The 25,120-nt window shown below is 72.9% G+C and carries 17 protein-coding genes and 1 pseudogene; 14 read left to right on the forward strand and 4 right to left on the reverse strand.

Features of this window, described 5'->3' with window-relative positions; all coding sequences use genetic code 11:
- From RT054_RS10955 to recD, 5 genes and pseudogenes are all read left to right on the forward strand, one after another.
- Window positions 1-488, forward strand: a pseudogene (locus RT054_RS10955) (hypothetical protein); the annotation flags it as partial.
- Window positions 489-739: 251 nt separating this feature from the next.
- Window positions 740-1,213, forward strand: coding sequence for a MarR family winged helix-turn-helix transcriptional regulator (locus RT054_RS10960; protein ID WP_313023599.1), 474 nt, complete (start codon window positions 740-742; stop codon window positions 1,211-1,213).
- Window positions 1,214-1,701: 488 nt separating this feature from the next.
- Entirely contained in the window at window positions 1,702-5,283 is a 3,582-nt protein-coding gene (recC, locus tag RT054_RS10965) for an exodeoxyribonuclease V subunit gamma (protein ID WP_313023600.1), read from the forward strand.
- Window positions 5,283-8,771, forward strand: a complete 3,489-nt coding sequence (locus tag RT054_RS10970) for a UvrD-helicase domain-containing protein (RefSeq protein WP_313023601.1) — start codon at window positions 5,283-5,285, stop codon at window positions 8,769-8,771. The genes recC and RT054_RS10970 overlap by 1 nt, the downstream gene beginning before the upstream one ends.
- Window positions 8,772-8,902: 131 nt before the next feature.
- Complete coding sequence (gene recD, locus RT054_RS10975) at window positions 8,903-10,966, forward strand: exodeoxyribonuclease V subunit alpha (protein ID WP_313023602.1); 2,064 nt, start codon at window positions 8,903-8,905, stop codon at window positions 10,964-10,966.
- A 173-nt stretch (window positions 10,967-11,139) separates the two neighbouring features.
- Here the strand turns inward: recD and RT054_RS10980 are convergent, their stop codons facing one another.
- Window positions 11,140-12,147 (reverse strand): aldo/keto reductase family protein, encoded by a 1,008-nt coding sequence (locus RT054_RS10980; RefSeq protein WP_312721076.1) that lies wholly within the window; start codon window positions 12,145-12,147, stop codon window positions 11,140-11,142.
- 72 nt (window positions 12,148-12,219) lie between these two features.
- Here RT054_RS10980 and RT054_RS10985 point away from each other — a divergent pair, with 72 nt between their 5' ends.
- From RT054_RS10985 to RT054_RS11020, 8 genes are all read left to right on the forward strand, one after another.
- The gene (locus tag RT054_RS10985) at window positions 12,220-13,464 is read left to right on the forward strand and encodes a CapA family protein (RefSeq protein WP_313023603.1); all 1,245 of its coding nucleotides are present in this window, start codon (window positions 12,220-12,222) and stop codon (window positions 13,462-13,464) included.
- A 230-nt stretch (window positions 13,465-13,694) separates the two neighbouring features.
- On the forward strand, window positions 13,695-14,849 hold the full coding sequence (locus RT054_RS10990) for an alpha/beta hydrolase-fold protein (RefSeq protein WP_313023604.1): 1,155 nt from the start codon (window positions 13,695-13,697) through the stop codon (window positions 14,847-14,849).
- Between the two features lie 78 nt (window positions 14,850-14,927).
- Window positions 14,928-15,548 carry a YetF domain-containing protein gene (locus RT054_RS10995; protein WP_313023606.1) on the forward strand — a complete coding sequence of 207 codons (621 nt, stop codon included), beginning with the start codon at window positions 14,928-14,930 and terminating at the stop codon, window positions 15,546-15,548.
- Window positions 15,549-15,665: 117 nt separating this feature from the next.
- Complete coding sequence (locus RT054_RS11000) at window positions 15,666-15,992, forward strand: hypothetical protein (protein WP_312721915.1); 327 nt, start codon at window positions 15,666-15,668, stop codon at window positions 15,990-15,992.
- Window positions 15,993-16,090: 98 nt separating this feature from the next.
- Complete coding sequence (locus tag RT054_RS11005; RefSeq protein ID WP_313023607.1) at window positions 16,091-17,731, forward strand: hypothetical protein; 1,641 nt, start codon at window positions 16,091-16,093, stop codon at window positions 17,729-17,731.
- A gap of 130 nt (window positions 17,732-17,861) precedes the next feature.
- Complete coding sequence (locus RT054_RS11010; RefSeq protein WP_313023608.1) at window positions 17,862-18,566, forward strand: GNAT family protein; 705 nt, start codon at window positions 17,862-17,864, stop codon at window positions 18,564-18,566.
- A gap of 26 nt (window positions 18,567-18,592) precedes the next feature.
- Window positions 18,593-19,597, forward strand: coding sequence for a CoA transferase (locus RT054_RS11015; RefSeq protein ID WP_313023609.1), 1,005 nt, complete (start codon window positions 18,593-18,595; stop codon window positions 19,595-19,597).
- An 8-nt stretch (window positions 19,598-19,605) separates the two neighbouring features.
- Window positions 19,606-20,862 (forward strand): MFS transporter, encoded by a 1,257-nt coding sequence (locus RT054_RS11020; protein WP_313023611.1) that lies wholly within the window; start codon window positions 19,606-19,608, stop codon window positions 20,860-20,862.
- A gap of 173 nt (window positions 20,863-21,035) precedes the next feature.
- On the opposite strand, the gene RT054_RS11025 is transcribed toward RT054_RS11020, so the two are convergent.
- From RT054_RS11025 to RT054_RS11035, 3 genes are all read right to left on the reverse strand, one after another.
- A complete protein-coding gene (locus RT054_RS11025; RefSeq protein ID WP_313023612.1) occupies window positions 21,036-22,322 on the reverse strand; it encodes a citrate synthase in 1,287 nt (428 codons plus the stop codon).
- A gap of 150 nt (window positions 22,323-22,472) precedes the next feature.
- A complete protein-coding gene (menC, locus tag RT054_RS11030; RefSeq protein ID WP_313023613.1) occupies window positions 22,473-23,594 on the reverse strand; it encodes an o-succinylbenzoate synthase in 1,122 nt (373 codons plus the stop codon).
- Between the two features lies 1 nt (window position 23,595).
- Window positions 23,596-24,564 carry a GNAT family N-acetyltransferase gene (locus RT054_RS11035; RefSeq protein ID WP_312721894.1) on the reverse strand — a complete coding sequence of 323 codons (969 nt, stop codon included), beginning with the start codon at window positions 24,562-24,564 and terminating at the stop codon, window positions 23,596-23,598.
- Window positions 24,565-24,693: 129 nt separating this feature from the next.
- Between RT054_RS11035 and RT054_RS11040 the strand changes: the two genes are divergently transcribed.
- Window positions 24,694-25,089 (forward strand): HsmA family protein, encoded by a 396-nt coding sequence (locus tag RT054_RS11040; RefSeq protein WP_312721891.1) that lies wholly within the window; start codon window positions 24,694-24,696, stop codon window positions 25,087-25,089.
- Window positions 25,090-25,120: the final 31 nt, after the last annotated feature.

The raw sequence follows: 25,120 nt of genomic DNA on the forward strand, positions 1-25,120 counted from the left end.
GGGTCATGGTCGAGGTGAGCAAGGACCTCGCGACGATCGAGGTCCGCACCGGCGGTCCCGACGGACGCGGCGGTCACGGCCACGGGCCGGGGATGCGGCACCGGCACACCGAGGTGACCGGTGAGGAGTTGAGCAAGGTGGAGGAGGCGGTGTCGAAGAAGGACTCGGCCGTGACGATCGAGAGGGTGATGAAGGACCCGGACGGGTCCTACGACGTCATGGGCACGAAGTCCGGTGCGCGGGTCATGGTCGAGGTGAGCAAGGACCTCGCGACGATCGAGGTCCGCACCGGCGGCCCCGGCGGCCCCGGCATGGGCGACCGGCGCGGGCCGGACGCGTCGCAGGGGACGCCGCAGCAGGGTTCGCCGCAGCAGGGAACGCCTGGGCAGGGCACAGCCACGCCGGACGACGGGACCCCCACCACGGTCCCCTCCACGGGCACGAGCCCGACCGACATCCCGACCACCGACACCACCCGGGCCGCCTGACCCGTCTCGCCGCCCCGGAGCGACCGGCGGCCGGTCCCCTCGAGGGACCGGCCGTCGTGTCCGCTCGCCGCCGTGCCGTCGTGGCCTCTCCCGTGGCGATGCGACCTCACGGGCCTCCTCGGGGCCGTCGTCCTCCTGCGTGCCACCGACTCATCGGAGTGCCAGGGCGATTCGTCCGGTCGGTCAGGCCGGCACTTGGTCTTGCGTCTCAGTCACCCGACTAGATGATGCATCACTGGCATAATCGGTCCATGACCGATTCGCCGTGGTTGGACGATCGTCGCCAGAGCGTATGGCGCAGCTGGCTCGCCGTGACCGGCGCGCTGCCCGGAACGATGGGCGCGCAGTTGCAGGAGGACTCCCGGCTGTCGATCGCGGACTTCGCCGTCCTCGTGCAGCTCAGCGAGGCCGAGGGGGAGCGGGATCGCATCGCCGAACTCGCCGACGCCCTGCAGTGGGAACGCAGTCGCCTCTCCCACCAACTCACCCGCATGGAGCATCGTGGCCTCGTGCGCCGCGAGGAGTGCCCCGAGGACGGTCGCGGCGCATTCGCCGTGCTCACCGACGAGGGCCGCGAGCGGCTCGTCCAGGCGGCGCCGGGACACTCCCGGCTCGTCAAGGGGATCTTCTTCGACGACTTGCCCGACGAGGACCTCGAGGCCCTCGAACGCATCCTTGGCAGGCTCGGGGATCGGATCGAGGCCGCAGGACGCACTCGCCGCTGAGGTGCCGGCCCGTCGCGTCGACGCGCACGATCCCACGGGTGCCCGTCGTCCCGCGGAGGCTGCGGCGAACCCCGGCCGGTGGAGCTCGGGCGCGTAGGGGCGAGAGAGGCCCTCACCGACCGGGACCCTCCCCACCGCACCCCGTGCCCGGAGGCTCGGCGTCGCGAATCTGATCGCCGGCGGTGCCCGTGGGGCCGCTCGCGATTCCCGGGTGCCGACGTCGACGCCGGGTCGGGTGCCGATCATCCCTTTCGCCGAGCGGGCCAGACCGGCCCTGCGGTTCCGGGTCTCGCGGTGTCGAGGTGGGCGGTGATGAGACCGTCCGCCGTCGATCTCCGGGCGGGCAAGGGCAGCTCGACGGGTTGTCGGTGCCGGGATCTACGCTTCGGGACGACCCCACGACGCAGCGGGCCGAAGGCCGAACTCGCGTGCGACGGTGGGAGGGTCGGGGCTCCGCCCGGGCCCGGTTCGCGCACGAGGAGGGCGAGATGGCACTGCACCTGCACCGCGGTACCGACACCGCGGCGCTCGCGGCCGGCCTCGCGCGCCTGCTCGCCGACCCGTTGCCCGACCCCCTTGTGCAGGAGGTCGTCGTCGTCCCGGCCAAGGGCATCGAACGGTGGCTCACCCAGCAGCTCTCCCACCGGCTCGGCACCACGGGCGCCACGGTCTTCGGCGCCGACGGGGTGTGCGCGGGAGTCCGGTTCGTCTCCCCGGCCTCGCTCGTCGGCATGCTCACCGGTCGCCGCTCGACGTTCTCGGGCAGCGGTGCCGACGACCCCTGGTCCCTCGACCGCCTCACGTGGGCGGTGCTCGACGTCCTCGACGCGCACCTCGAGGAGCCGTGGCTGCGCACCGTGGCCCGTCATCTCGGGCACGGTCTCGATGGTCTCGAGGCCGAGGTGAGGCTCGGTCGTCGGTACGCCGTCGCCCGCCACCTCGCCGCGCTGTTCGCGGACTACGCCCTCCAGCGGCCCGCGTTGCTCACCGCCTGGAGGCGCGGCGAGGACGACACCGAGACGATCGGTGATCTCTCGTGGCAGGCGACGTTGTGGCGGCGCGTCGTCGACCACATCGCCGGCCCACAGGGGGCTCTCGAGGTCGGCCCCGAGGTGCTGGGGGGTGAGCTCGATCCGCGGCTGCCGCCCGACCTGCGGCAGGCAGCGGTCGTCGGCGCGTTGCGGTCGGGGTCGGTCGACCCCGACCTCCCCCCGCGGCTGTCGATGTTCGGCCACACCCGCCTCGCCGGCACCGAGGTCGAACTGCTCGCCGCCCTTGCCGCGCACCGTGAGGTGCACCTGTGGTTGCCGCAGGCCTCGCCGGTCGCGTGGGAACGTCTGGCCGACGTCGTGGCGCACGGGCCGGTGCGGCGGGCGCAGGACACGTCCGTCCGCCTCGTCCGGCACCCTCTCCTCGCCTCCCTCGGGCGGGATGCCCGGGAACTGCAGCGCAGCCTGGCCGGCGTCGGGGCGATCGACGAGGGACCGGTGTCCGGCGACCCGGACGACCTCGGTGACCAGCGCGGACCCGGTGCACTCGTCCGGCCGGGCTCGTCGCCGGGGGGCACGATGCTCGGGTGGCTGCAGCAGGACCTCGCCGACGACCGTCCGGCCGACGCCGAGCGTCGCCTCGGTCGGGTGTTCGACCCCCGGGACGACTCGATCGGGGTGCACGCCTGTCACGGCCCGGCCCGGCAGGTGGAGGTGCTGCGCGACGTCCTCACCGGGCTCCTCGAGGACGACCCCACGCTGGAGCCCCGCGACATCCTCGTCATGGTCCCCGACATCGAGGACTACGCGCCTCTGTTCGGCGCCGCGTTCGGTCTGGGCGACGAGGCCGGTGAGTTCGCCCACCCCGCCCACGGGCTGCGCGTCCGTCTCGCCGACCGTGCCCTCGTCGCCACCAACCCGTTGTTCGCCGTCACCCTCGCCCTGCTCGACCTCGCCGCGGGCCGGGTCACCGTGTCGCAGATGCTCGACCTCGCCACTCACCCCGCCGTCTCCCGGAGGTTCCGGTTCGACGAGGACGCGCTGGAGAAGATCGAGGCCTGGATCGCCGAGTCCGGCATCCGCTGGGGCCTCGACGCCGCGCACCGCGACACCTACCGGCTCGCCGCGTTCGAGCAGAACACGTGGCGCACCGGGCTCGACCGACTGCTCCTGGGCGTCGCGATGGCCGATGCCGTGTCGAGGTCGGGGTCGGGCGGTGCGGGCGCGGCGGGCGATGGTGTCGCCGGTGACGTCGGCCCGGTCGACCGCAATCACCTCGGCCCCGTGCTGCCCGTCGACGACGTCGGCTCGGGGGACATCGATCTCGTCGGTCGGTTCTCGGAGTTCGCCGACCGGGTCACCGCCGTGCTCGACGCGATCCGCCTCGCCGACGGGGTGGGCGAGTGGATGGGCGCTCTCCGCGCCGGGGTCGCCGCCCTCACCGCGGTCGCCGTCGTCGACGAGTGGCAGCAGGTGCAGCTCGACCACGAACTCGAATCCGTCGCGCACTCCGCCCGCACCGACACCCACATGCGTCTCGCCGACGTGCGGCGTCTCCTCGAACGTCGACTCGGGGGGCGGCCCACGCGCGCGAACTTCCGAACCGGCACCCTCACCGTGTGCACGATGGTGCCGATGCGGTCGGTGCCGCACCGGGTCGTCGCCCTTGTCGCCCTCGACGACGGGGCGTTCCCCCGCTCGGAGACGCTCGACGGTGACGACGTCCTCCTCCGCGACCCCCTCACCGGCGAACGCGACCGGCGCAGCGAGGACCGGCAGCTCCTCCTCGACGCCGTCATGGCGGCGCGGGAGCACCTCGTCCTCACCTACAGCGGAGCGAGCGACGTGGACGGCTCGACCCGTCCGCCCTCGGTGCCGGTCGGCGAACTCCTCGATGCCGTCGCCGGCCTCGCCGAGGGCGCCACCGACGAGAAGGGCACGCCACGCGTCCTGCACACCCACCCGCTGCAGCCGTTCGACCCGTCGCTGCTGCGCGCCGAGGCGCCGGCCACGTTCGATCGGGCCGCCTACGAGGGTGCCCGCGCGCTCGCCGGAGGACGCACTCCGGCGCGCCCCTTCCTCGAGGGCCCCCTCCCCCCTGCGCCGGACGCCGGGGGTGACGTCGCCCTCGACGACCTGCAGGCCTTCTTCGCCAACCCCGTCCGGGCCTTCCTCCGCGGCCGCCTCGACGTGCAGACCCTTCGCGACGAGGAGTCCGAGCTCGACGCGATCCCCGTCGAGCTCGACGGCCTCGGCACCTGGGGCGTGGGCGACCGCATCCTCCGGGACGCGCTCGCCGGGGTGCACCCCGACAACGCCGTCCGCGCCGAGTCCGCCCGCGGGCTCGTCCCACCGGCCCGGTTGGGGGAGCGCACGGTCACCGACGTCGTCGGGGTGGTCCACGCCCTCATGGCGGCCGCCGGGCCCGTGCGGGTCGGCCCGGCCCGATCCGTCGACCTCACGGCCTCCCTCCCCGGTGGACGACGAGTGACGGGCACCGTCACCGGCGTGCACGGCACGGACGTCGTCACCCTCACGTACTCGTCGCTGTCGGCGAGGTCTCGCATGAAGGCCTGGATCGACCTCCTCGCCCTCACCGTCGCCCACCCCGACGAGCCCTGGACGGCACACGTCGTCGCACGTCAGCGGGGGGGAGCGGTGCATCGCGCGTGGGGGCCGCTGCCTCCGCAGGCCGCGGCGCGGTGGCTTGCCGAGCTGGTCGACGTCCGTGACCGGGGCCTGTGCGAGCCCATCCCGCTGCCGCCCAAGTCCTCGCTCGCCTACGCGGAGGCCGCCTCACGACGACGCGACGTCGAGGCCGACGAGCCGGGCGCCGGGCGTGACGTCACCGCACCCGTCGACGCCGCCCGCAGCAGGTGGGAGACCGGCAGAGCGGCGAACGCGTTCCCGGGCGAACACGCCGATCCGGCGTTCACGCACGTTCACGGCGAGAACGCCCCCCTCGAGGTGTTGTTCACGGGTGCCCTGCCCGACGAGACGTGGAACGGCGAACCCACCCGCTTCGGGCGGTACGCCATGCGGGTCTGGGAACCGGAGCTGAGCAACGGGAGGCGGGTGTGATGAGCGATCGCGGCCCCGCGGCGGCGACGGGTGCGGCCGAGACGTTGTCGGAGGCGCCGCCCACGGTGTCCCCGGCGCAACCACGGACGTTCGACATCACGGCACCGCTGCCCACCGGCACCGTGCTCCTCGAGGCGAGCGCCGGCACGGGCAAGACGTGGACGATCGGAGCCCTCGTCACCCGGTACGTCGCCGAGGGCGAGGCCTCGCTGGAGGACATGCTCGTCGTCACGTTCGGCCGAGCGGCGAGTCAGGAGCTGCGAGCCCGGGTGCGTGATCACCTCGTCGAGGCCGTCCGCGCCCTCACCGACCCGCCCCCGCCGCACCGACGCGACCCGCTCGTGCGTCTCCTGCTCGACGCACCCGCCGAGGACATCGCCGTGCGCCGCGCCCGCCTCGTCGACGCCCTCGCCGGGTTCGACTCGGCGACGATCGCGACCACGCACGGGTTCTGTCAGACGGTGCTCCGTTCCCTCGGTGTCGCGGGCGACACCGACCGTGACGCCCGGCTCGTCGAGGACGTGAGCGATCTGCTGCGGGAGGTCGTCGACGACCTCTACCTGCGCGGATTCGCCCACGATGAGGCCTCGCCCACCTTCTCGCTCGCGGAGGCCCGGGACATCGCCGCCGACGTCGTCGGCAAGCCGCAAGCCCGCATCGAACCCGCCGACGCGCCCCCGGCGTCTCCGGCAGGTCGCCGCGTCGGGTTCGCCCGCGCCGTGCGTGAGGAGATGGCGTTGCGGATGCGCCGCGGGGGTCTCCTCGGGTACGACGACCTGCTCAGCCGTCTGGCCGACGAGCTCGTCGACCGTGACGGTGAGCCCTCCGCGGCGGCGCAACGCATGCGAGACCGGTGGAAGGTCGTCCTCGTCGACGAGTTCCAGGACACCGACCCGGTGCAGTGGGCCGTGCTCCGGCGCGCCTTCGCGGGGCACGCGACCCTCGTCCTCATCGGCGACCCCAAACAGGCGATCTACGCCTTCCGAGGCGGCGACATCGTCGCCTATCTCGACGCCGCGGCCGCCGCGGGCGAACAGCGCACCCTCGGGTGCAACCACCGCACCGACGGCACGCTCCTCGCTCCGCTCCAGGTCGTCCTCGAGGGCGCCCAGCTCGGCGAGGAGGGCATCGTCGTCCGCCCGGTCTCCGCGGCGCATCCCGGGCCGCGGCTCGTGGGGGCGCCGTCGGAGGCGCCGTTCCGGCTTCGCGTCCTCGACCGGTCGACGATCGGGTGGCGTGCGGAGCGGCTGCCGTCGGTCGCCACGATGCGGCCCCTGGTGGCCGAGGACGTCGCGGGCGAGATCGGCGCCCTCCTCGCCTCCGGTGCGACGTTCGGCGAGGGGGCGGACCGCCGCCCGGTGCGGGCCGGTGACGTCGCCGTCCTCGCCCACACCTCCCGCCAGCTCCAGGCGGTCCGCGACGCCTTGGCCGCGGCCGGGATCCCCGCTGTCCTCGCCGGGACCGGCAGCGTGCTCGAAACGCCCGCGGCGGCGGACTGGCTCGCGCTGCTCGTGGCGATGGACTCCCCGCACCGCACGGGTCTCGTGCGGGCGGCGGCCCTCACCGATCTGCTCGGGTATTCCGCCGCCGACCTCGACGCCGGAGGCGACCGCCTCACCGATTCCCTCGCCGCGCGGATGCGCCGATACGCCGACCTGTTCGCCACGCGGGGTCTCGCCGCGGTGATGGCGATGCTCGACGCGGAAGGCCTCTCGGCGAGGATCCTCGCGCGCTTCGGTGGCGAGCGCGATCTCACCGATCTGCGCCACCTCGCCGAGATCCTCCACGAGGAGGCGCACCGCGGACGGCTCGGTCTGCCCGCGCTCATCGCCCGTCTCGTCGACCTGCGGGACGACGCGCGACGCGCCGGTGGCTCCACGAGACGTCGCCGCCTCGACAGCGATGCGGCGGCCATCCAGCTCGTCACGATCCACGGCAGCAAGGGGCTGCAGTACGACGTGTGCTTCGTGCCGTACCTGTGGGACCGGTACGTCCCCGAGCCGGCGCGCCCCACCTATCACCTGCCGCCCGACGCCGACGGTCACCGGGCGGGCGCGCTCGACGTCGGAGGTCGCCACCCCGGGCGGCGCGCAGCCCTGTCGGCCCATGCCACCGAGGAGGCGGGCGAGTCCCTCCGGCTCGCCTACGTCGCGCTCACCCGTGCCCGCGCCCAGGTCGTCACGTGGTGGGCCCCCACGGCGAACACCGTCGGTGCGCCGTTGCACCGGCTCCTCCTCGGCCGGGCGCCCGGCGAGGGGCGCGTGCCCGACCAGGTGCCGGTCGGCGGGGACGCCGAGACCGTGGCCACCCTGCGCCGGTGGGAGTCCGTCGGTGGGCCCGTGGTCGAGCAGGCGATCCGGCGGCAGAGCGTCGAACCGTCCATCACCGCACCGTCACACGCCCTCGGGGTGCGCCACTTCACCCGCACGGTCGACCTCGACTGGCGTCGCACGAGCTACAGCGCCCTCACCCGCGACGCCGGCGTGCACGCCCTCGGCGCCGTCGTCACGAGCGAACCGGAGGTCATCGGCCTCGAGGACGAGGCGGCCCTGCCCGTCACGGAACCCCCGCCGTTGCCGGGCGACCTGCCCTCACCGATGGCCGATCTGCCACTCGGTACCCGGTTCGGTTCCCTCGTCCACGCCGTCCTCGAGGAGGCCGACCCCCAGGCCTCCGACCTGCGGACGGAGTTCCTGCATCACATCGGTGAGCAGCAGGTGCGCTGGCCCGTCGAGCTCGACGACGAGAGGCTCGCCGATGCCCTCGTCGCCGTCTGCGACTCCCCGCTCGGCCCCCTCGCGCCCGGTGTCACCCTGCGCGACATCGGGCGGCACGATCGGCTGTGCGAGGTCGATTTCGAGCTGCCGCTCGGCGGTGGTGATGACGCGCGAGGCGTCCCTGGGGCTCGTCGTGGACGGGACGCTCGTGCCGAGGACGGCCGCGGGGGAGGTCCGTCCGAGGCCCACCACGCCGATCTCGCCGACGTCCGGCTGGGACGGATCGCGGCGCTGTTGCGGACCCACCTGCCCGAGGGCGACCCGATCCGGCCGTACGCGGCCGAACTCGGCCGGCCGGAGCTCGGTGGACAGCTCCTGCGCGGCTACCTCACGGGATCGCTCGACGTCGTCATGCGGGTCGACGGGCGTTACCTCGTCGCCGACTACAAGACCAACTGGCTCGGGCCCTTCGAGGCGCCTCTCACCGCGGCGGCCTACGTTCCCGCGCACCTCGACGCGGCGATGGGGCACTCGGACTATCCGCTCCAGGCGTTGCTCTACGCCGTCGTGCTCCACCGGTACCTGCGGTGGCGGCTGCCCGGGTACGACCCGGGGAGGCATCTCGGTGGCGTGCTCTACCTCTACGTTCGCGGCATGTGCGGACCCGACACCCCGATGGTCGAGGGCCGTCCGTGCGGCGTCTTCTCGTGGCAGCCGCCGGCCGCGCTCATCGAAGAGATCTCGGATCTGCTCGACGGAGGAGCCCGATGACCGGCCCCACCCGAAGGACATCCCCCGCACCGCAGCCGTCGGCCGCGTCGACGGGCCTCTCCTCGGCGCCCCCCGGTTCGCCCCCTCCCTCGATGCCGGGTTCGGTCGCGCCCGCCCCCCTCGCGCCATCCGTGGCCGCGTCGCCCGCGGCCCTCTCCCCGGGAGTGCCCACCGTCGCGCCGGGACGGGCGGTCGAAGCGCGGCTCGCGCTGCGGGCGCCTGAGCCGCTCGCGGCGTTCAACGCGGCGGGGTACCTCCGCGCCGCCGACGTCCACGTCGCCACCCGGCTCTCCGCCCTCGCGGGGGAGGGCGACCCCGACGTGTGGCTCGCCCTCGCCCTCCTCGTCCGCGTCGTGCGGGACGGCTCCACCTGCCTTCGCCTCGCGGAGGCGCACACGCTCGCGCCGGAGGTGGTCGACGAGGGCGTCGACGAGGCCGTCGACACGCTCGCGGTCGAAGGATCCATGACCCCCACCCGCACCGTGATCGAGGGCGAGCAGGCTCGCAGTCGCCCCGACCACGCGGCCGGCGCCGACCTGTCGGAGGAACTGGGCGGAGCCGGGCCCGGGGGCGTGGCTCCGCATGTCCTGCCGTGGCCCGACCCGGGGCGGTGGGAGGCGGGGGTGGCCGCGAGTCCGCTGGTCAAGGCCGGGGTGCTGCACCTCGAGGGTGGTCTGCTGTACCTCGACCGCTACTGGGCCGAGGAGCGCAGCGTCTGCACGGACCTCCTCCTGCGGCGCGATGTCGCTGTCCCACGGATCGACGCGGCACGACTCCGTGCACGGCTCGACGACGTGTTCCCCGACCCGGGCTACGCGGAGCAGCGCGAGGCCGCGGCGCGTCTCGTCCACGCCGGTACCGGCGTGCTCACCGGGGGACCGGGCAGCGGCAAGACGACGACGATCGCCGGCTTCCTCGCCGTGCTCGTCGACCAGCTCGAGGACACGACCGACTCCCCGCCGCGCATCGCCCTCACCGCCCCCACCGGCAAGGCCGCGGCCCGCCTGCAGGAGGCGGTCGCCGACGCCGCCGCGGGTTTCCCGCCCCACGCGCGAGCCCGGCTCGACGGGCTCGAGGCGTCGACGCTCCACCGACTCCTCGGCTGGCGCCCCGGCTCCCGCACCCGGTTCCGGCACGACCGCACCAACACGTTGCCGCATGACGTCGTCGTCGTCGACGAGTCCTCGATGCTCTCCCTCACGCTCACCGCGCGGCTGCTCGAGGCGTTGCGCCCGACCACTCGTCTCGTCCTCGTCGGCGACGCCGACCAGCTCGCCTCCGTGGACGCCGGCGCCGTACTCGGTGACCTCGTGGGTGGCCTCGGGGGCGCGCGCGACCTCACGAGCGTCCAGGCGGGACAGGAACCGCCCCCGACGAGTGGGGCTCACGACGACCGAGACGGGCGCGGCGCGGAGGAGCGGGGCGCCCGGGTGGCGACGATCGTCCGGCTCACGGGCTCGCACCGGTACTCCGGTGCGATCGGTGAGCTCGCCCGCGGGGTCCGCGAGGGAGACGTCGAGGCGGTGCTCGCCGTGCTCCGTGACGGGGAGGGGATGCGGCTCGTCGACGCCGAGGACCCGGCTCCGGCGATCAGGCCGCGACTGGTCGAGCACGCGGCGTCGGTCCGTGAGGCCGCCCGGGCCGGGGATGCTGCGCGGGCGCTCGAGGCCCTCGGTCGTCACCGGGTGCTGTGTGCCCACCGGTCGGGGCCCCACGGCGTGCGCACGTGGAACAGGCGTGTCGAGTCGTGGCTCACCGAGGAGACGGCAGACCCGCTCTACGACGTCATGTACGTCGGCCGCCCGCTGCTCGTCACGACGAACGACCACACCCTCGGGTTGTACAACGGCGACACCGGGGTGGTCCTCGCCCCCGAGGAGGTCGGTGCGCCACCGCGGGCGGTCCTCGCCGCGGCGGGCGGACCGATGATCCTCGCGGCCACGCGTCTTTCGGACGTCGACACGATGCACGCGATGACCGTCCACAAGGCCCAGGGCAGCGAGGCCGACGACATCACCGTCATCCTCCCGCCCGGCGACTCACCGCTGCTCACACGGGAGCTGCTCTATACCGCGGTGACGCGTGCCAGGCGGTCCGTGACCCTCGTCGGCGACGAGGACACCATCCGCGCGGCCCTCCACCGCCGAGCGCGGCGGGCGAGCGGCCTCGCGGCCAGGCTCGCCGCCGGGGTCTGACGTCCACCCTGTCCACCCGGTCCACCAAGAACGGTGGCGGTGCGGGGTGCGGGTCGGGGGCCTCTGCACCGGGGTGAGGCCCGGGGCAGGCGTGTGACCGGGGCGGGGTCGTCATCGCCGTCGGACGGCAAGGCCGCGCGCGGTCGCCCGCGAGGGCCCTGCCATCCAGCGGCTCAGACGGCGCGGCCCTTGGGGGAGCGGGCGGCGGTCTGGCCGGGGTCGCGCTGGACGACGTCGCCGAGGGCCTCGTCGATGCGGCGCATGATCTCGTCGTCGAGCCGGACGCCGACGGCCTTGACGTTCTCCTCGAGCTGCTCGGGACGGGAGGCGCCGACGAGTGCCGCGGCGACGTTGTCGTTCTGCAGGACCCAGGCGATCGCGAGGGTCGCCATCGACAGGCCCGCGTCGTCGGCGACGGGCGCGAGCTTCTGGACGGCGGCGAGGACGTCGTCCTTCATGAAGTCGCCCATGGCGCCCCCGGCCTCGGCGTGGGCGGCGCGGGTGCCCTCGGTGGGCTGCTGCCCTGGCGCGTACTTGCCCGAGAGCACGCCCTGCGCCATGGGGCTCCACACGATCTGGGAGATGCCGAGCTCACGGCAGGTGGGCACGACCTCCTCGTCGATGACGCGCCACAGCATCGAGTACTGCGGCTGGCTGCTGATGAGCTGGATCCCGAGGTCCTTCGCCATGGCGTGGCCGGCGCGGATCTGGTCGGCGGTCCACTCGCTCACGCCGATGTAGAGGGCCTTGCCGGCGCGCACGACGTCGGCGAACGCCTGCATCGTCTCCTCGAGCGGGGTCTCCACGTCGTAGCGGTGCGCCTGGTAGAGGTCGACGTAGTCGGTCTGCAGGCGGGTGAGCGATCCGTCGATCGACTCCATGATGTGCTTGCGCGAGAGGCCGGTGTCGTTGTGACCGCGGGGGCCGGTGGGCCAGTAGACCTTCGTGAAGATCTCCAGGGACTCGCGTCGCTCGCCCTGGAGCGCCTCGCCGAGGACGGTCTCGGCGGCGGTGTTCGCGTAGACGTCGGCGGTGTCGAACGTCGAGATGCCCAGGTCGAGGGCCTTGCGGACGCACCGGCGCGCCTGCTCGTTCTCGATCTGGCTGCCGTGGGTGAGCCAGTTGCCGTAGGTGATCTCGCTGATCTTGAGCCCGCTGTCGCCGAGGTATCGGAATTCCATGCTCGTCAGGCTATTCCGCCGCTTCGGGTCGGCCTACGGCGCGGGGGGTGTCGGCTGACCTACGCTGCGGCCATGACGACTGCCTCGGGGGCCCCGACGATCGACGACGCGCGCACGCACCGAACGCCGGACCCGCGCTGCGATGCGGGTGGACGCCGACGGGCGATGACGCCGATCGCCGTCGCCGCCGCACTGCTGCTCGCCGGATGCGGGGGCGCGGACGACGGGCAGGAGGCGAACCTCCCGGAGGGCTCGCACGTCGTCACCCCCGCCGCGGCGGCCTCGGCGCCGTCGACCCCGGGATCACCCGACGGAGCGGCGTCGACCCCGGCGAACCCCGACGCCATCACCCTCGCGTTCGCCGGTGACGTCCACTTCGAACGCCAGGTCGCCGCGCTGCTCCAGGACTCGGACGAGACGTGGGGCGGTCGCCTCCCCGAACTCGCGTCGGCCGACTTCTCCATGGTCAACCTCGAGACGGCGATCACCGAGCGTGGCCAGGCGGCCGCCAAGTCGTACACCTTCCGCGCTCCGGCGAAGGCGCTCGACAAGCTCGCCGCCGGTGGGGTCGATGCGGTGACGATGGCGAACAACCACGCCGCCGACTACGGCCGCCAGGGTGTGGAGGACACCCTGGCGGCCATCCGCACGAGCCCCATCCCGGTCGTCGGGTTCGGGGCGAACGAGAAGGAGGCGTACGAACCCCTCACGGCGATGGTGAAGGGGGTGCGGGTCGGGGTGATCTCCTCGATGGAGGTCCCCGAGGAGACCTACGCCAACTGGTCGGCGGGCCCCGATTCTCCCGGCGTCGCCCAGAACATCCGCCGTGAGCGGTTCACCCAGGCGGCCAAGGAGACGGTGGCGACGCACGACGTCGTCGTGGCGTTCCTGCACTGGGGCACCGAGGGGTCGAACTGCCCCAACGAACGCCAGGTGGAGTCCGCGCGGATCCTCGAGGAGGCCGGGGTCGACGTCATCGTCGGTACCCACGCCCACCGACCGCAGGGCTCGGGCTGGAAGGGCCGGGCCTTCGTCGGGTACGGCACCGGCAACTTCGTCTGGTACAACACGAGCCTCGCGTCGAAGTCCTCGGGTGTGCTCACGGTGACCGTCGATGCGAATCGTGCACGGGAACGAGGCCGCGCGCAGGAGCCGGACCGCTCCTCGGGGCCCTCCCTCGTCACGGCGTACACGTGGTCGCCCAAGCTCATCTCCAATGCGGGGGTGCCGCAGAAGGCCGTCGACTCCCGGCCCCGCCTCGACCGCCTCAACGAGCAGGCGATCCAGTGCTCCGGGCTGTCGCAGAGCCCGAAGTAGGAGGCCGGGCGCGCGTCGATCCGCGAACGCTCGCTCGTCGACTGAAGGGGCCGCCGCCCTGACCGTGCCCGGCCTCGACCCGAGAGCGCGCCGCCGGGGCCCAGGCTCGTCCCGGTGGGGCCCGGGTGCCGTGACGGTCGACCAGCGGAGCGGATGAGGACAACCTCCGGCGATCGCCCAGGTGAGGCACAGGTCGGAAGCGCATCCTCGCGTCCGTCGAACGGAGCGCCATGTTGAGCATCACCAGCAGCGGTTTCGTCATCCTCGTGAGGGTGGCGCTGTTCGTCGCCTTCGTGTGGATCGTCGTGCGGTGGAACGCCGCCGGCCGCAACACCGTCCTCGGCGTCCTTCGTCGCGTCGTCGGGCTGCTCGTCGTCATGGTTCTCGCGGTTCTCAACGTCCTCGTGCCGATCAACGCCCAGTACGGGTGGTACGGGTCGTGGTCGGACGTGTGGAGCGACCTCGTCGGGCAGGAGGTCGTGCCGGCGCAGGCCACTCGGGGAGCCGCGGCGGCGCAGGCCGCGCGGACGCCCACGGGGCCGAGCCCGCTCGCAGCGCTCTCCACGAGTGGCCGAGGCCACCTGCCCCTGCAGCTCACGAAGACGAGTTACGGCGGCTATCAGACGATCTCCGTTCCCGGCCGGTCCAGCGGCGTCACCGGGCAGGTCACCGTGTGGTTCCCCCCGGCCTACGACCAGCAGCCGGCGGCCCAGTTCCCGGTGATCGAGATCTCGCACGGCTACCTGCCGGCGCCGCTCGCGACGTTCACCGTGTTCCACATGGACGCTGTGCTCCACCGCCTCCACGAGCGGGGCAGGATCGCCCTCCCGCTTCTCGTCATCCCGCACTGGGCGCCGGATCGCCTCGACACCGAGTGCGTCGACGGCGGACGTCCCGGCGACCCGGCCATCGAGACCTGGATGACGACCGACGTCCCCGCCTGGGTGTACGAGAACTTCCGCGTCGGCTCGAACCGGGAGTCGTGGGCCTCGATGGGGTACAGCGCCGGGGGTTGGTGCGCCCTGATGTCGACGATGCTGCACCCGCACACCTACAGCGCGGCGATCTCCCTCGGTGGGTACGCCTACCCCGCTCTCGATCCGCCGTACATCCCGTTCACCCCCGACAGCCCGGCCGGTCGCCGGTACGACCTCGTCGCCCTCGCTCGGAGCGCCCCGCCGGCGGTGGCCCTGTGGACGCTGACGTCGACCGTCGACAAGCTCTCCGGACGCACGAGCCAGGCCCTCGCCGCGGCCGCCCGGCCGCCGATGTCCCTCACCCCGACCGTGCTGTCCTCCGGCGCCCACCGGGCCGAGGTCTGGGAGCCCTACATCGCGCCCTCGCTCGAATGGTTGGGGCGCACGAGCCCCGGTTTCGCCGTCTGAGCCTCGTCTAGGGTTCCTCGGGTCGGCGAGACCGGCCCGCGAGCGGTGGGTCGGGCGCCCGAGGATCCAGGAGTCCCGATGTCCCTCACCGCCGCTGCCGCCCTCGCCCCGGTCACCTCCCTCGTCACCGGCGCCGTTGATCCGCTTCTGCCCGACCTGTTCGTCATGGACGTGTCCGTGGCGGAGAAGATCGTGCGCACCGTGCTCGTGTATCTCGGCATCGCCGTCCTCATCCGCGTTGCCGGGAAGCGATTGATGGCGCAGATGAACAACCTCGACCTCGTCGTCGTGCTGTTGCTCTCCAACGTCGTGCAGAACGCGATCATCGGCAACGACGTCACCCTCACCGGCGGTCTCATCGGTGCGACCGTGCTCGTCCTCGTCAACGCCGTGCTGGACCGCTGGGCGGACCGCAGCCCGCGCGTGCGGTGGCTCCTGGAGGGCACGCCGACGTCGTTGGTGAGGGACGGGGCCGTCATCGACGCGGATCTGCGCCGCCTGGGCATCACCCGCACGGAGTTGCGGGAGGCGCTGCGCCAGCAGGGCGCGGAGGACGTCTCGGAGGTCGCGTTCGCCGAGATCGAGCCCGGCGGGTCCATCCACGTCGACCTGCGCCCGGAGGACCGAGGCGTCAGTTGGGCGGAGTTCGAGGCGGCCGTGGAGCGGCTGTCGGCGTTGATCACGGCGGAGCGCCGCTGAGGCGCCGTCCACACCCCTGATCGCGCCGCGCCGGTCGTCCACAGCGCGTCGCCGATGGGTTCACGGCCCGACGTGTCGCGGTGGACTGGTGTCCCGACGACGACACGGGGGGCAGACATGAGCAGCAACGACATCGCGGGCGGGGACGCCGCGTTCGCGGCGGACACCGACGACCTGCGTGCGACCGCACGCACGTTGACCGAGGTCGCGCACGCGGCGGGCGCCACGCGCACCCGTCCACTCCAGGGCGTCGGGGTCGACGCCCGCGCGGTGGAGGACGCCGCGGCCCGGTTCCGGAGTACGTGGGAGACCTCGCTGTCGCGCTGGTCGATGTCGTTGTCGAGCCTCGCGACGTCGGTGAGCGCCGCCTCCGGGGCGATCGAGGGCGCGGACGCCTCCTCGGCGTCGATGTGGAACGGCGTGAGGGGCGTGCGGCCGTGGTGAGGACGGCGACGGCTGGGGTGGGCCGCGAGTCGTCGTCACCGCCGGGCGCACGGCCCGCCCGACGCGAATCCGCCGGCCCGAACGGGGGCCCCGGTGCGGTGTTCCACGTCCCGACCGGTGCCGGCGCGCCGATCAGCACCGTCGCGCCGTTTCCTCGGGAGCGGTTCACGATCGAGGTGCGGCCCGAGGTGATGCGCGCCGCCGCGCGCACCTCTCGCACCCTGGCCGAGCAGGCACGGGAGTGGGACGGCAGGCTCGTGGGTGCCGCCGCGGCGAGTTGGTCGGGCTCGGAGGCCGAGGCCTACCGGCGCTCCCGCACGGCGTACCGCCCGATGCTCGCCTCGGCGCACGAGGCGTTCTCCGGTCTGGAGCGTGAACTCGACCGTTGCGCCACCACGATCGAGTACGCGATGCGCCGCATGGACCTCGTCCGCGCCACCGCCGAGCGGGCGTGGCAGCGGCTGCAGGAGCGCACCGCGCTGGCCGTGTCGGCGGCCGACGAGCTGAATCTGGCCACCCCCACGCCCTGGCCCAGGTATCAAGCCGGCAACGACCCGCAGGTCCAGGCGCTACGCCACGAGTTCGACGTCCTCCTCCAGGAGGCGACCTCGCTGAAGGAGAAGGTCTCGGAGGCCACCGCCGGGGCGGCGACGGCCATCGGACGACTCGCTCCGCCCGGGGCGATCCCTCGGCCGGGCGCCGATGCGTACGGACCGGTCGTGGTCGGTCGGGACGTCTACGGAGCCACGGCCACGGGACAGTTCGAGATCGTCAAGGGCGGTGTGACCTACCGGGTGGAGCAGTCCCAGCTCTCCGACGGACGATGGGCCACGCGTCTCACGGCCACCGGGTCCGCGGGGGTCGTCGTGGAACCCCCGATCGCGGAACTCCAGGTCGGCGCAGGCAAGGACGCCCTGGAGATGCTCCCGAGCGCGTCGGCAGAGCTCGGCGTCGCCGTCGGCTCGGACCTGCTCTGGTACTCAGCGACCAGGGCCGAGGCGGAGCGCACGGCGCTGGCGTTCGGCGTGGCCCTGGCCACCCGAGGTCCGGGTGCGCTGAGAAAGATGAGACCCGACGTGGTCGGCATCACCGGGGAGGCGCGGCTCGCGGCGTCGGCGGTGGCCCACGGCGGGCCTGCGCCGACGGTCAAGACCGGCAACGAGGTCGGCGCCCTGGGGATCGAGGGGAGCGTCCTCGCGCGGACCCGGTCGCAGTGGGGCAGGGATGGGAGCCGGGAGTCGGCGCTCACCCTCGCCGGTCGGTGGGAGGCCGGGCACCCCGCCTTCGACAAGGGCACGGTCCACCAGAAGACCTACGGGTCGGTGGGTGAGGTGGAGGCGCGGGTGCGTCACGCCGCCGACGGCCAGAGTGTCCTCGTGCTCACGAGCCGTTCGACCCCGACCGAGGGGTCGAACCGGTACGAGAAGCGGTGGGCGCGCCTGCTCACACCGGCGGAGGCGCGCCGGTTCGAGATGGGCCTCGCCCAGGCCTCCCGCGGAGCCGGGCTGCTCGACGAGAAATCCCCGGCGCAACGCTCGCTGAATCTCGTCACCGAGACGTGGGGCGCCGGCCCGGACTCAGCCGAGGTCCGGAACGGCACCGTCGACTACGCCGAGTTCACCTACGAGGTCGACGAGGTCGCGCATCCGTCGATCGAGGGGAAACTCGCCGGCGTCGGCATGGGTGGCGAGATCGAGGTCACCCGCGAACGACTGGTCGAGGAACGACGCCGTGGATGACGGACACCTGACCCGCGAGCAGCGCACGGCGCGGTTGCAGCCCCGGCCCCGAACTCCTGCGGCCCCGCCCGGGATCTGACCCCGGTGATGTCGAGGCGCAGGTGGCGGTGCGTCTGACAGGATGGCGCGCATGGCGCGCATGGACGAGTTCGGGCAGCCCGTCGGGCGGCCCGTGTCGTGGTCACCCCCCACGGCGCTCACCCCCCTCACGACGACGGGCCGTGACGTCGCCGTCGCACCGCTGCTGCCCGAGCACGCTGCCGGCTTGTGGGAGGCCCTCGGCCCCGACCGGGCCCAGTGGACCTACCTCGGCCCCGAGCCGCCGACCTCCGTCGACAACATGCGCGCGATCGTCGAGGGCTACCTCTCGTCCCCCGGTTGGTCGCCCCACGTCATCACGGACCCGGAGGGCGTCGTCCTGGGCATGGCGAGCTATCTGCGCGTTCGACCGGCGCTCGGATCGGTCGAGATCGGCGCGATCAGCTACGGCACCCGGCTGCGGCGCAGCCCCGCAGCCACCGAGGCCATGACCCTGTTCACCCGGCACGTCTTCGCCTCCGGGTTCCGGCGGTACGAGTGGAAGTGCGACGACCTCAACGCCCCGTCGCGGTCGGCGGCCCTGCGCCTCGGATTCCGGTACGAGGGCACCTGGCGCAACGCCCTCGTCTACAAGGGTCGCAACCGCGACACCGCCTGGTACGCGATGACCGACGACGACTGGCGCCGCCTCGAACCGATCCACACGGCCTGGCTCGCAGGCACCGGCGACGGACGTCAGGCGTTCGCCCTCTCCGAGGCGACGGCCGCACTGTGGAACGACGAGGAACGGCGATGAGTCCCACGCCGATGCAGGAGTCACCGATGAATCAGAGCCCGGAGACCCTCCGCGCGCAGATGGCCGCCGGCGTGGGTGCGCCCTCCGCCGACGTGTCCACCGCGGACGGCGGTGCGGACCCCACGACTGCGCTCGCCGCGGGGTCCGCCGTCGAATCCGTGGCGGGGCTCGCCGCCTCCGAGGCCACACCCCTGGCCGGGGTGCGGGTCGTCACCGTCGCGCTGAACGTCCCCGGGCCGGTGGCCGCCCGGCGTCTGCAGGAACTCGGGGCGCACGTCACGACCGTCTTGCCGCCGTCCGGCGACCCCCTGGCGCAGTACTCCGACACGTGGTTCGAGGCGCTGCACGAAGGCCAGGACCTGTGCACCCTCGACCTCAAACAGGACGAGCCGCGGGACCGTCTCGGCGCCTTGCTCGCCGAGACCGACGTGCTGCTCACCTCCTCCCGCCCCTCCGCCCTGCGACGACTCGGCATCGACTTCGACACCCTCCACGCCCGGTACCCGCGTCTCGTCCAGGTCGACATCGTCGGACACCCCGGCGCCGACGCCGAGATCGCCGGGCACGACCTCACCTACGAAGCGGTCGAGGGTCTCCTCCGTCCGCCCGCCCTTCCCGCCACGCTCATCGCCGACCTCGGCGGCGCCGAACGTGCCGTCTCCGAGGCGCTCGTCGCGCTCCGGCTCCGGGATGCGACGGGGACCGGATGCCGCCGTGAGGTCGCCCTCTCCGACGCCGCTCACGACTTCGCCGCGGCCTCCCGCCATGGCCTCACCGCCCCCGGCGGGTTCCTCGGCGGCGGCTACCCCGCGTACGCCGTCTACGCCGCCGCCGACGGCTTCGTCGCGCTCGCCGCCCTCGAACCCCACTTCCTCCGGCGCACCCTCGCCGCGCTCGACGTCGACGGCTCCGCGGAGGACTTCACGGCCGCGTTCGCCACCCGTCCGGCCGCCGAGTGGGAGCGCTGGGCCACCGAGCACGACATCCCGCTCGTCGCCGTGCCGTCGAGCCCTCCGCCGGTGGGGGGCTGATCGGCCCGATGCCGCTGCGGGCTCACCTCGCCGACACCCGCCCCCTGAAGAACCCGTACTTCCGGCGGTTGTGGACGGCCAACATCGCCACGGTCATCGGGGCCCAACTGACGATCGTCGCGGTGCCCGCACAGATCTACGTCATCACCGGCTCGTCCGCGTACGTCGGACTCACCGGCCTCTTCGGGCTCGTCCCGCTCGTCGTGTTCGGGCTGTACGGCGGCGCACTCGCCGACGCGATGGACCGCCGCCGCCTGCTCACCGTCACGACATGGGGTCTCATCCTCACGACCGCCGCGTTCTTCGCCCAGGCGATCGCCGGCAACCGCAACGTGTGGCTGCTGTTGTCGCTGTTCGCCGTCCAGCAGGCGTTCTTCGCCGTCAACCAGCCCACCCGCAGCGCCGTCCTGCCCAAGATCCTCGACGCCGACCTGCTGCCGGCGGCGAACTCCCTCTCGATGACGCTGTTCGGCGCCGGCGCCATCGTCGGGCCCCTCCTCGGGGGTGTCCTCATCCCCGTCATCGGGTTGTCCTGGCTCTACCTCATCGACACGATCACGTTGTTCGCGACCCTGTGGGCCGTCACGTCGCTGCCGCCGCTCCCGGTCGAGGGGGCGGTCGGACGGCCGGGCCTGCAGTCGGTCGTCGACGGGTTCCGCTACCTCAGCGGCCATCCCGTCCTGCGGATGTCGTTCGTCGTGGACCTCATCGCGATGTTCTTCGGGATGCCGCGGGCCCTCTTCCCCGAGGTGGCCCACGTCTCCTTCGGCGGCCCACCCGGTGGCGGCCTCGCCTACGCCGTGCTCTTCGCCGCGATGCCCGTCGGCGTCGTCCTCGGCGGGGTCGTCTCGGGCTGGGTGTCACGGGTGCGGCGGCAGGGCCTCGCGGTCGTCGTCTCGATCGTCGTCTGGGGTGGGGCCGTGACCCTGCTGGGGGTCGCCGTCCTCCTCGCCGACGGCCCCTCCGCCGGTCTGCTCGCCCTCGCCGCGGTCGGGCTCGCGATCGGCGGCGCCGCGGACATGGCCTCGGCGGCGTTCCGGCAGAGCATGCTCCAGGCCTCGGCCTCCGACGCGGTCCGGGGCCGCCTCCAGGGCGTGTTCATCGTCGTCGTCGCCGGCGGACCGCGGCTCGCTGACGTGGCACACGGCGCCGCGGCCCCCGTGATCGGGGCGGGCTGGACGATCGTCGGCGGCGGGATCCTCACCGTCGTCGGGGTCGTCCTCGCGGCGGCCCTCGCCCCGGCGTTCGTGCGCTACCGCACCTGAGGCCCCGCCACCGCACCCGGCTCTCGCACGTGGGACCTCCGGCGCTCCCGATCACCGGGCCCCGGGAGAGCAGGCCTCCGCACCGCACCCACCTGCCTACCCGCAGACGACGAAACCGGGCGCCCCGTCGAGGGGGTCGCCCGGCTCTGTCGGAAATGCGGGAGTCCGCGTGCTCAGCGCTCTTCGCGCGGCACCCAGTGCTGGTCGGTGGGGCCGACGTAGACCTGGCGCGGACGGTAGATCCGACCCTTGGGGTCGTCGTGGATCTCCTTCCAGTTCGCGATCCAGCCCGGCATACGACCGATGGCGAACATCACCGTGAACATGTTGAGCGGGACGCCCATGGCGCGCAGGATCATGCCCGAGTAGAAGTCGACGTTCGGGTAGAGCTTGCGCTCGATGAAGTAGTCGTCCGAGAGCGCCGCGTCGGCGAGCTCGCGCGCGATGTCGAGCAGCGGGTCGTGGATGTCGAGCTCATCGAACATCTCGTCCGCCGCCGTGCGGAGGATCTTGGAGCGCGGGTCGAAGTTGCGGTAGACGCGATGACCGAAGCCCATGAGCTTGATCCCGTCTTCCTTGTTCTTGACCTTCTTCACGTACTCCTTGACGTCCATGTCGGAGGCGCGGATCTGCTCGAGCATCTCGATGACGGCCTGGTTGGCGCCACCGTGACGCGGACCCCAGAGGGCGTTGACGCCCGCGGAACACGACGCGTAGATGTTCGCCTGGCTGGAGGCGACCATGCGCACCGTGGAGGTGGAGCAGTTCTGCTCGTGGTCGGCGTGCAGGAGGAGGAACAGGTTGAGCGCGTGCGACACGGCCGGAGTCGGCTCGTACGGCAGGTACGGCTTCGTGAACATCATGTGCAGGAAGTTCTCGGCGTACCGCAGGTCGTAACGGGGGTACACGATCGGTTCGCCGATGGAGGCCTTGTAGGCCGCGGCGGCGATGGTGCGCACCTTGCTCATGAGCTTGGCGGCGGCCTGCTCGAACTCCTCCTCGGAGTTGATGATCGTGTCCTCGGGCTCGTAACCGCTGACGAGGTTGACCATCGCCGAGGTGATCGCCATGGGGTGGGTCTGCTGCGGGAACGCGTCGAAGTGCTTCTTCATGCTCTCGTCGATCATCGCGTTCTCCGTGAGGAGGCCCGCGAAGCGGTCACGCTCCTCGATGGTGGGCAGGTGCCCGAAGATGACGAGGTAGGCGGACTCGATGAAGGTGCTCTTCTCGGCGAGTTGCTCGATCGGGATACCGCGGTAATGCAGGATGCCCTGGTCGCCGTCGATGTAGGTGATCGCGGACTTGCAGGATCCGGTGTTCCCGTATCCGTCGTCGAGGGTGATGTACCCGGTGTCGGCCCGGAGCTTGCTGATGTCGATGGCCAGTTCGTGCTCGGTGCCCTCGACCACAGGGTATTCGTACGACGTGCCATCGAGTTCGATGCGGGCCGTGCGGCTCATGTTGCCTCCTGATGTCGTGGTGTCGCTGTCACTCTAAGTCCGCGGTGGGACTTCGGTCCCATCGGGGCGGGGCCTCCCGGCGTGCGGTGGGCCACGACGGCGGACGGTGCGCGGGGGTCGGCGGACGGTCGGTGGACGGTCGATGAGCAGTCAGCACGTGATCCGGGTGGAGGTGACCTCCTCCACCGCGTCGAGGTCGACGTCCGCGCCGCTCCCGGGGCCGGTCGGAGGCACGAGGCAGGAGTCGACGAGCTCGAAGGACTGGGTGATGTCCTGCGCGAAGTAGCGCGACGTCGCCGAGATGTCGCCGGGGAGCGTGAAGTTCGGAAGTCCCGCCAGAGCGAGGTTCATCGCCCGCCCGACGCCGGTCTCGAGCATCCCGCCGCAGAAGCAGGGGATGCCGTGCGCGGCGGCGAGGTCATGGATCGACCGGGCGGTGAGGTAGCCGCCGACCCGAGCGGGCTTGATGTTGATCGCGTCGGTGGCGCGAAGGGCGATGGCCGCCGCCGCCGACCCGAGTGAGGTGATCGATTCGTCGAGGCAGACGGGGGTGCGCAGGTCGGCGGCCAGCCGGGCGTGGGCGAGCAGGTCGTCCGCGGGGAACGGCTGCTCGATGAGCAGCAGGCCGAACCTCTCGAACGTGAGCAGGTGGGGGATGTCGCTCGTCCGGTAGGCCTGGTTGGCGTCGACCTGCAGGGGCAGGGCGTCGCCGAACGCCTCGCGCACCGCGCGGACGGGCTCGACGTCCCACCCGGGTCTCACCTTGAGTTTGACGCGGTGGTAGCCGTCCTCGAGGTACCCGCCGACCCAGTCGAGGAGGTCGTCGATCGAATCGGCGATGCCGACGGAGACGCCGACGGGGATCCGGTCGCGGTGTCCGCCGAGATAGGTCGACAGGGGCATGCCGGCGGCGCGGAGTTCGGCGTCGAGGGCGGCGCTCTCTAGCGCGGCCTTGGCGAGCGGCATGCCGGGGACGTCGTCGAGGGCCGTGCGCAGCCGGGGCAGGAACGGGCCGTCCGCGGCGGCGACCTCCCTCGCCATCGGGACGAGGACGTCGACGAGTGCCCGGGTCACCGTGTCGATGTACTCGGGGTAGTACGTCGGTTCAGGGTCGGCGCCGCATTCGGCCCAGCCGCTCACCGGGCCGTGCGGGCCCTCGGTCCGCCACTGCAGCAGGAGGACGTGCTTGTCGGTCTCCGCCCCGCGCGAGGTTCGGAACGGACGGACGAGCCTCAGGGCGGCGCGGCGGAGTTCGACCTCGAACGGGCGCATCTCAGCGGGGTCCTTCCTGTCCGGTGGCGTGCGGGGCGGCGTCGGGGGTGGTGGGGACCTGGGCGGTCCCGACGGATTCGGGGGCGTGGGCAGCAGGGGCGGCGACGTCCCGGACGTCCGGTGCGGCGAGGGCGAGCACGTAGGCCCCGGAGCGCGTGAAGCCGACGACGCGACGCCCCTGCGCGCACGCGTCGAGGAAGACCTCCCGCATCGCGAACCGCCAGTCGAGGGAGGCGGCACGGTCGGCGGAGCGGAGGGACTCGACGTCTCTCGGCGTGCCCACCAGCCACAATCCCTGCCCGGGAGCGCCGTGGCGCAGCGGTCCTCCGTCGTCACCCTCCTCGAGCACGAGCGTCGCCCCGCCGGCGAGGAGGTCGTCCGCCTCCGCGGGGGTGCGGGGCGCGGCGTCGCGCACGTCCCATCGGGCGAGGAGGCGGTCGGTGGGATCGCCGTCGTTGATGCCGTCGGGGATCGGCGGGTAGTGCTCGACGTGGTAGCTCGTGATGTCGGCACCGAGCCGCACGAGGTTGAAATGGGCGTTGCGCCGGACGAGGGGGTCGTAGGTCCACTCGATCGCGGTGACGCCTCGCGCGGCCGCCCACTCGCGTTGTGCCGTCTTGAGCGCGCGGCCGACGCCGAGACCCTTGGCGTGCGGCAGGACCCCGGCGATGAGCGAGGCGAGCGTCGCGGAGTTCGGCGCCGCGGCGATCCCCACGGTCGCGCCGACGAGCTCGCCGTCGACGTACGCGCCGAGCAGGCATCCGCCCCAGGTGGCGACCGAGGCGACGACGTCACCGGGGATCGGCGCCGACTCGTAGGGCGTTCCCCAGACCGCCGCGAGGAGGTGGGTCACGGCCTCCGCGGCCTCCCGCCCGGCGAGTTCCCGCACCTCGATCTCGGGCGGGCCACCCCGGGGCACCTCGCCGACGCCGGTACCGACGCCGCGCGCCTCGTCGTCCCTGGGGTCCATGCGGTCCAGCATGCCGGGCGCCCGGGAGCCTCGGTGCGGGTACCGACAGGTGGGATCAATCGTTCGATGGAGGCCGGACCCATCCGGCGGGCGATGTGGCGGGGGAGGTCCCCGCACGAGGCTGGAGGCATGTTGTCATCAGCCATCGTCCTCATCACCCTCGCGCTCGTCTTCTACACGGTCGGGGTGTGGGCCGAGCGCCGCCACGGCACCCTCACCTGGCTGCACGCGGTGTTCTTCGCCCTCGGCCTCACCTTCGACGTCGCGGGCACGACGATCATGAGCCGCATCGCCGCGGCGGGCGGGCTCGACACCACCGGCACGGCGGGCATGCTCAACCAGATCATGGCGGTCACCGGGGCCGCCGCGCTGCTCATCATGGCCGTCCACCTCGTCTGGGCCGTCGTCGTCCTCGTGCGTGACCGGGAGAACGAGCGCGACGCGTTCCACAAGTTCTCCGTCGGGGTGTGGGCGTTCTGGCTCATCCCGTACTTCACCGGGATGATCGGCTCGATGGCCTCCTGAGCCTCGAGCCCGATCGAGTGCTCGCCGTCGC

Source organism: Mobilicoccus sp., assembly GCF_032060985.1.
Lineage (GTDB): Bacteria > Actinomycetota > Actinomycetes > Actinomycetales > Dermatophilaceae > Mobilicoccus.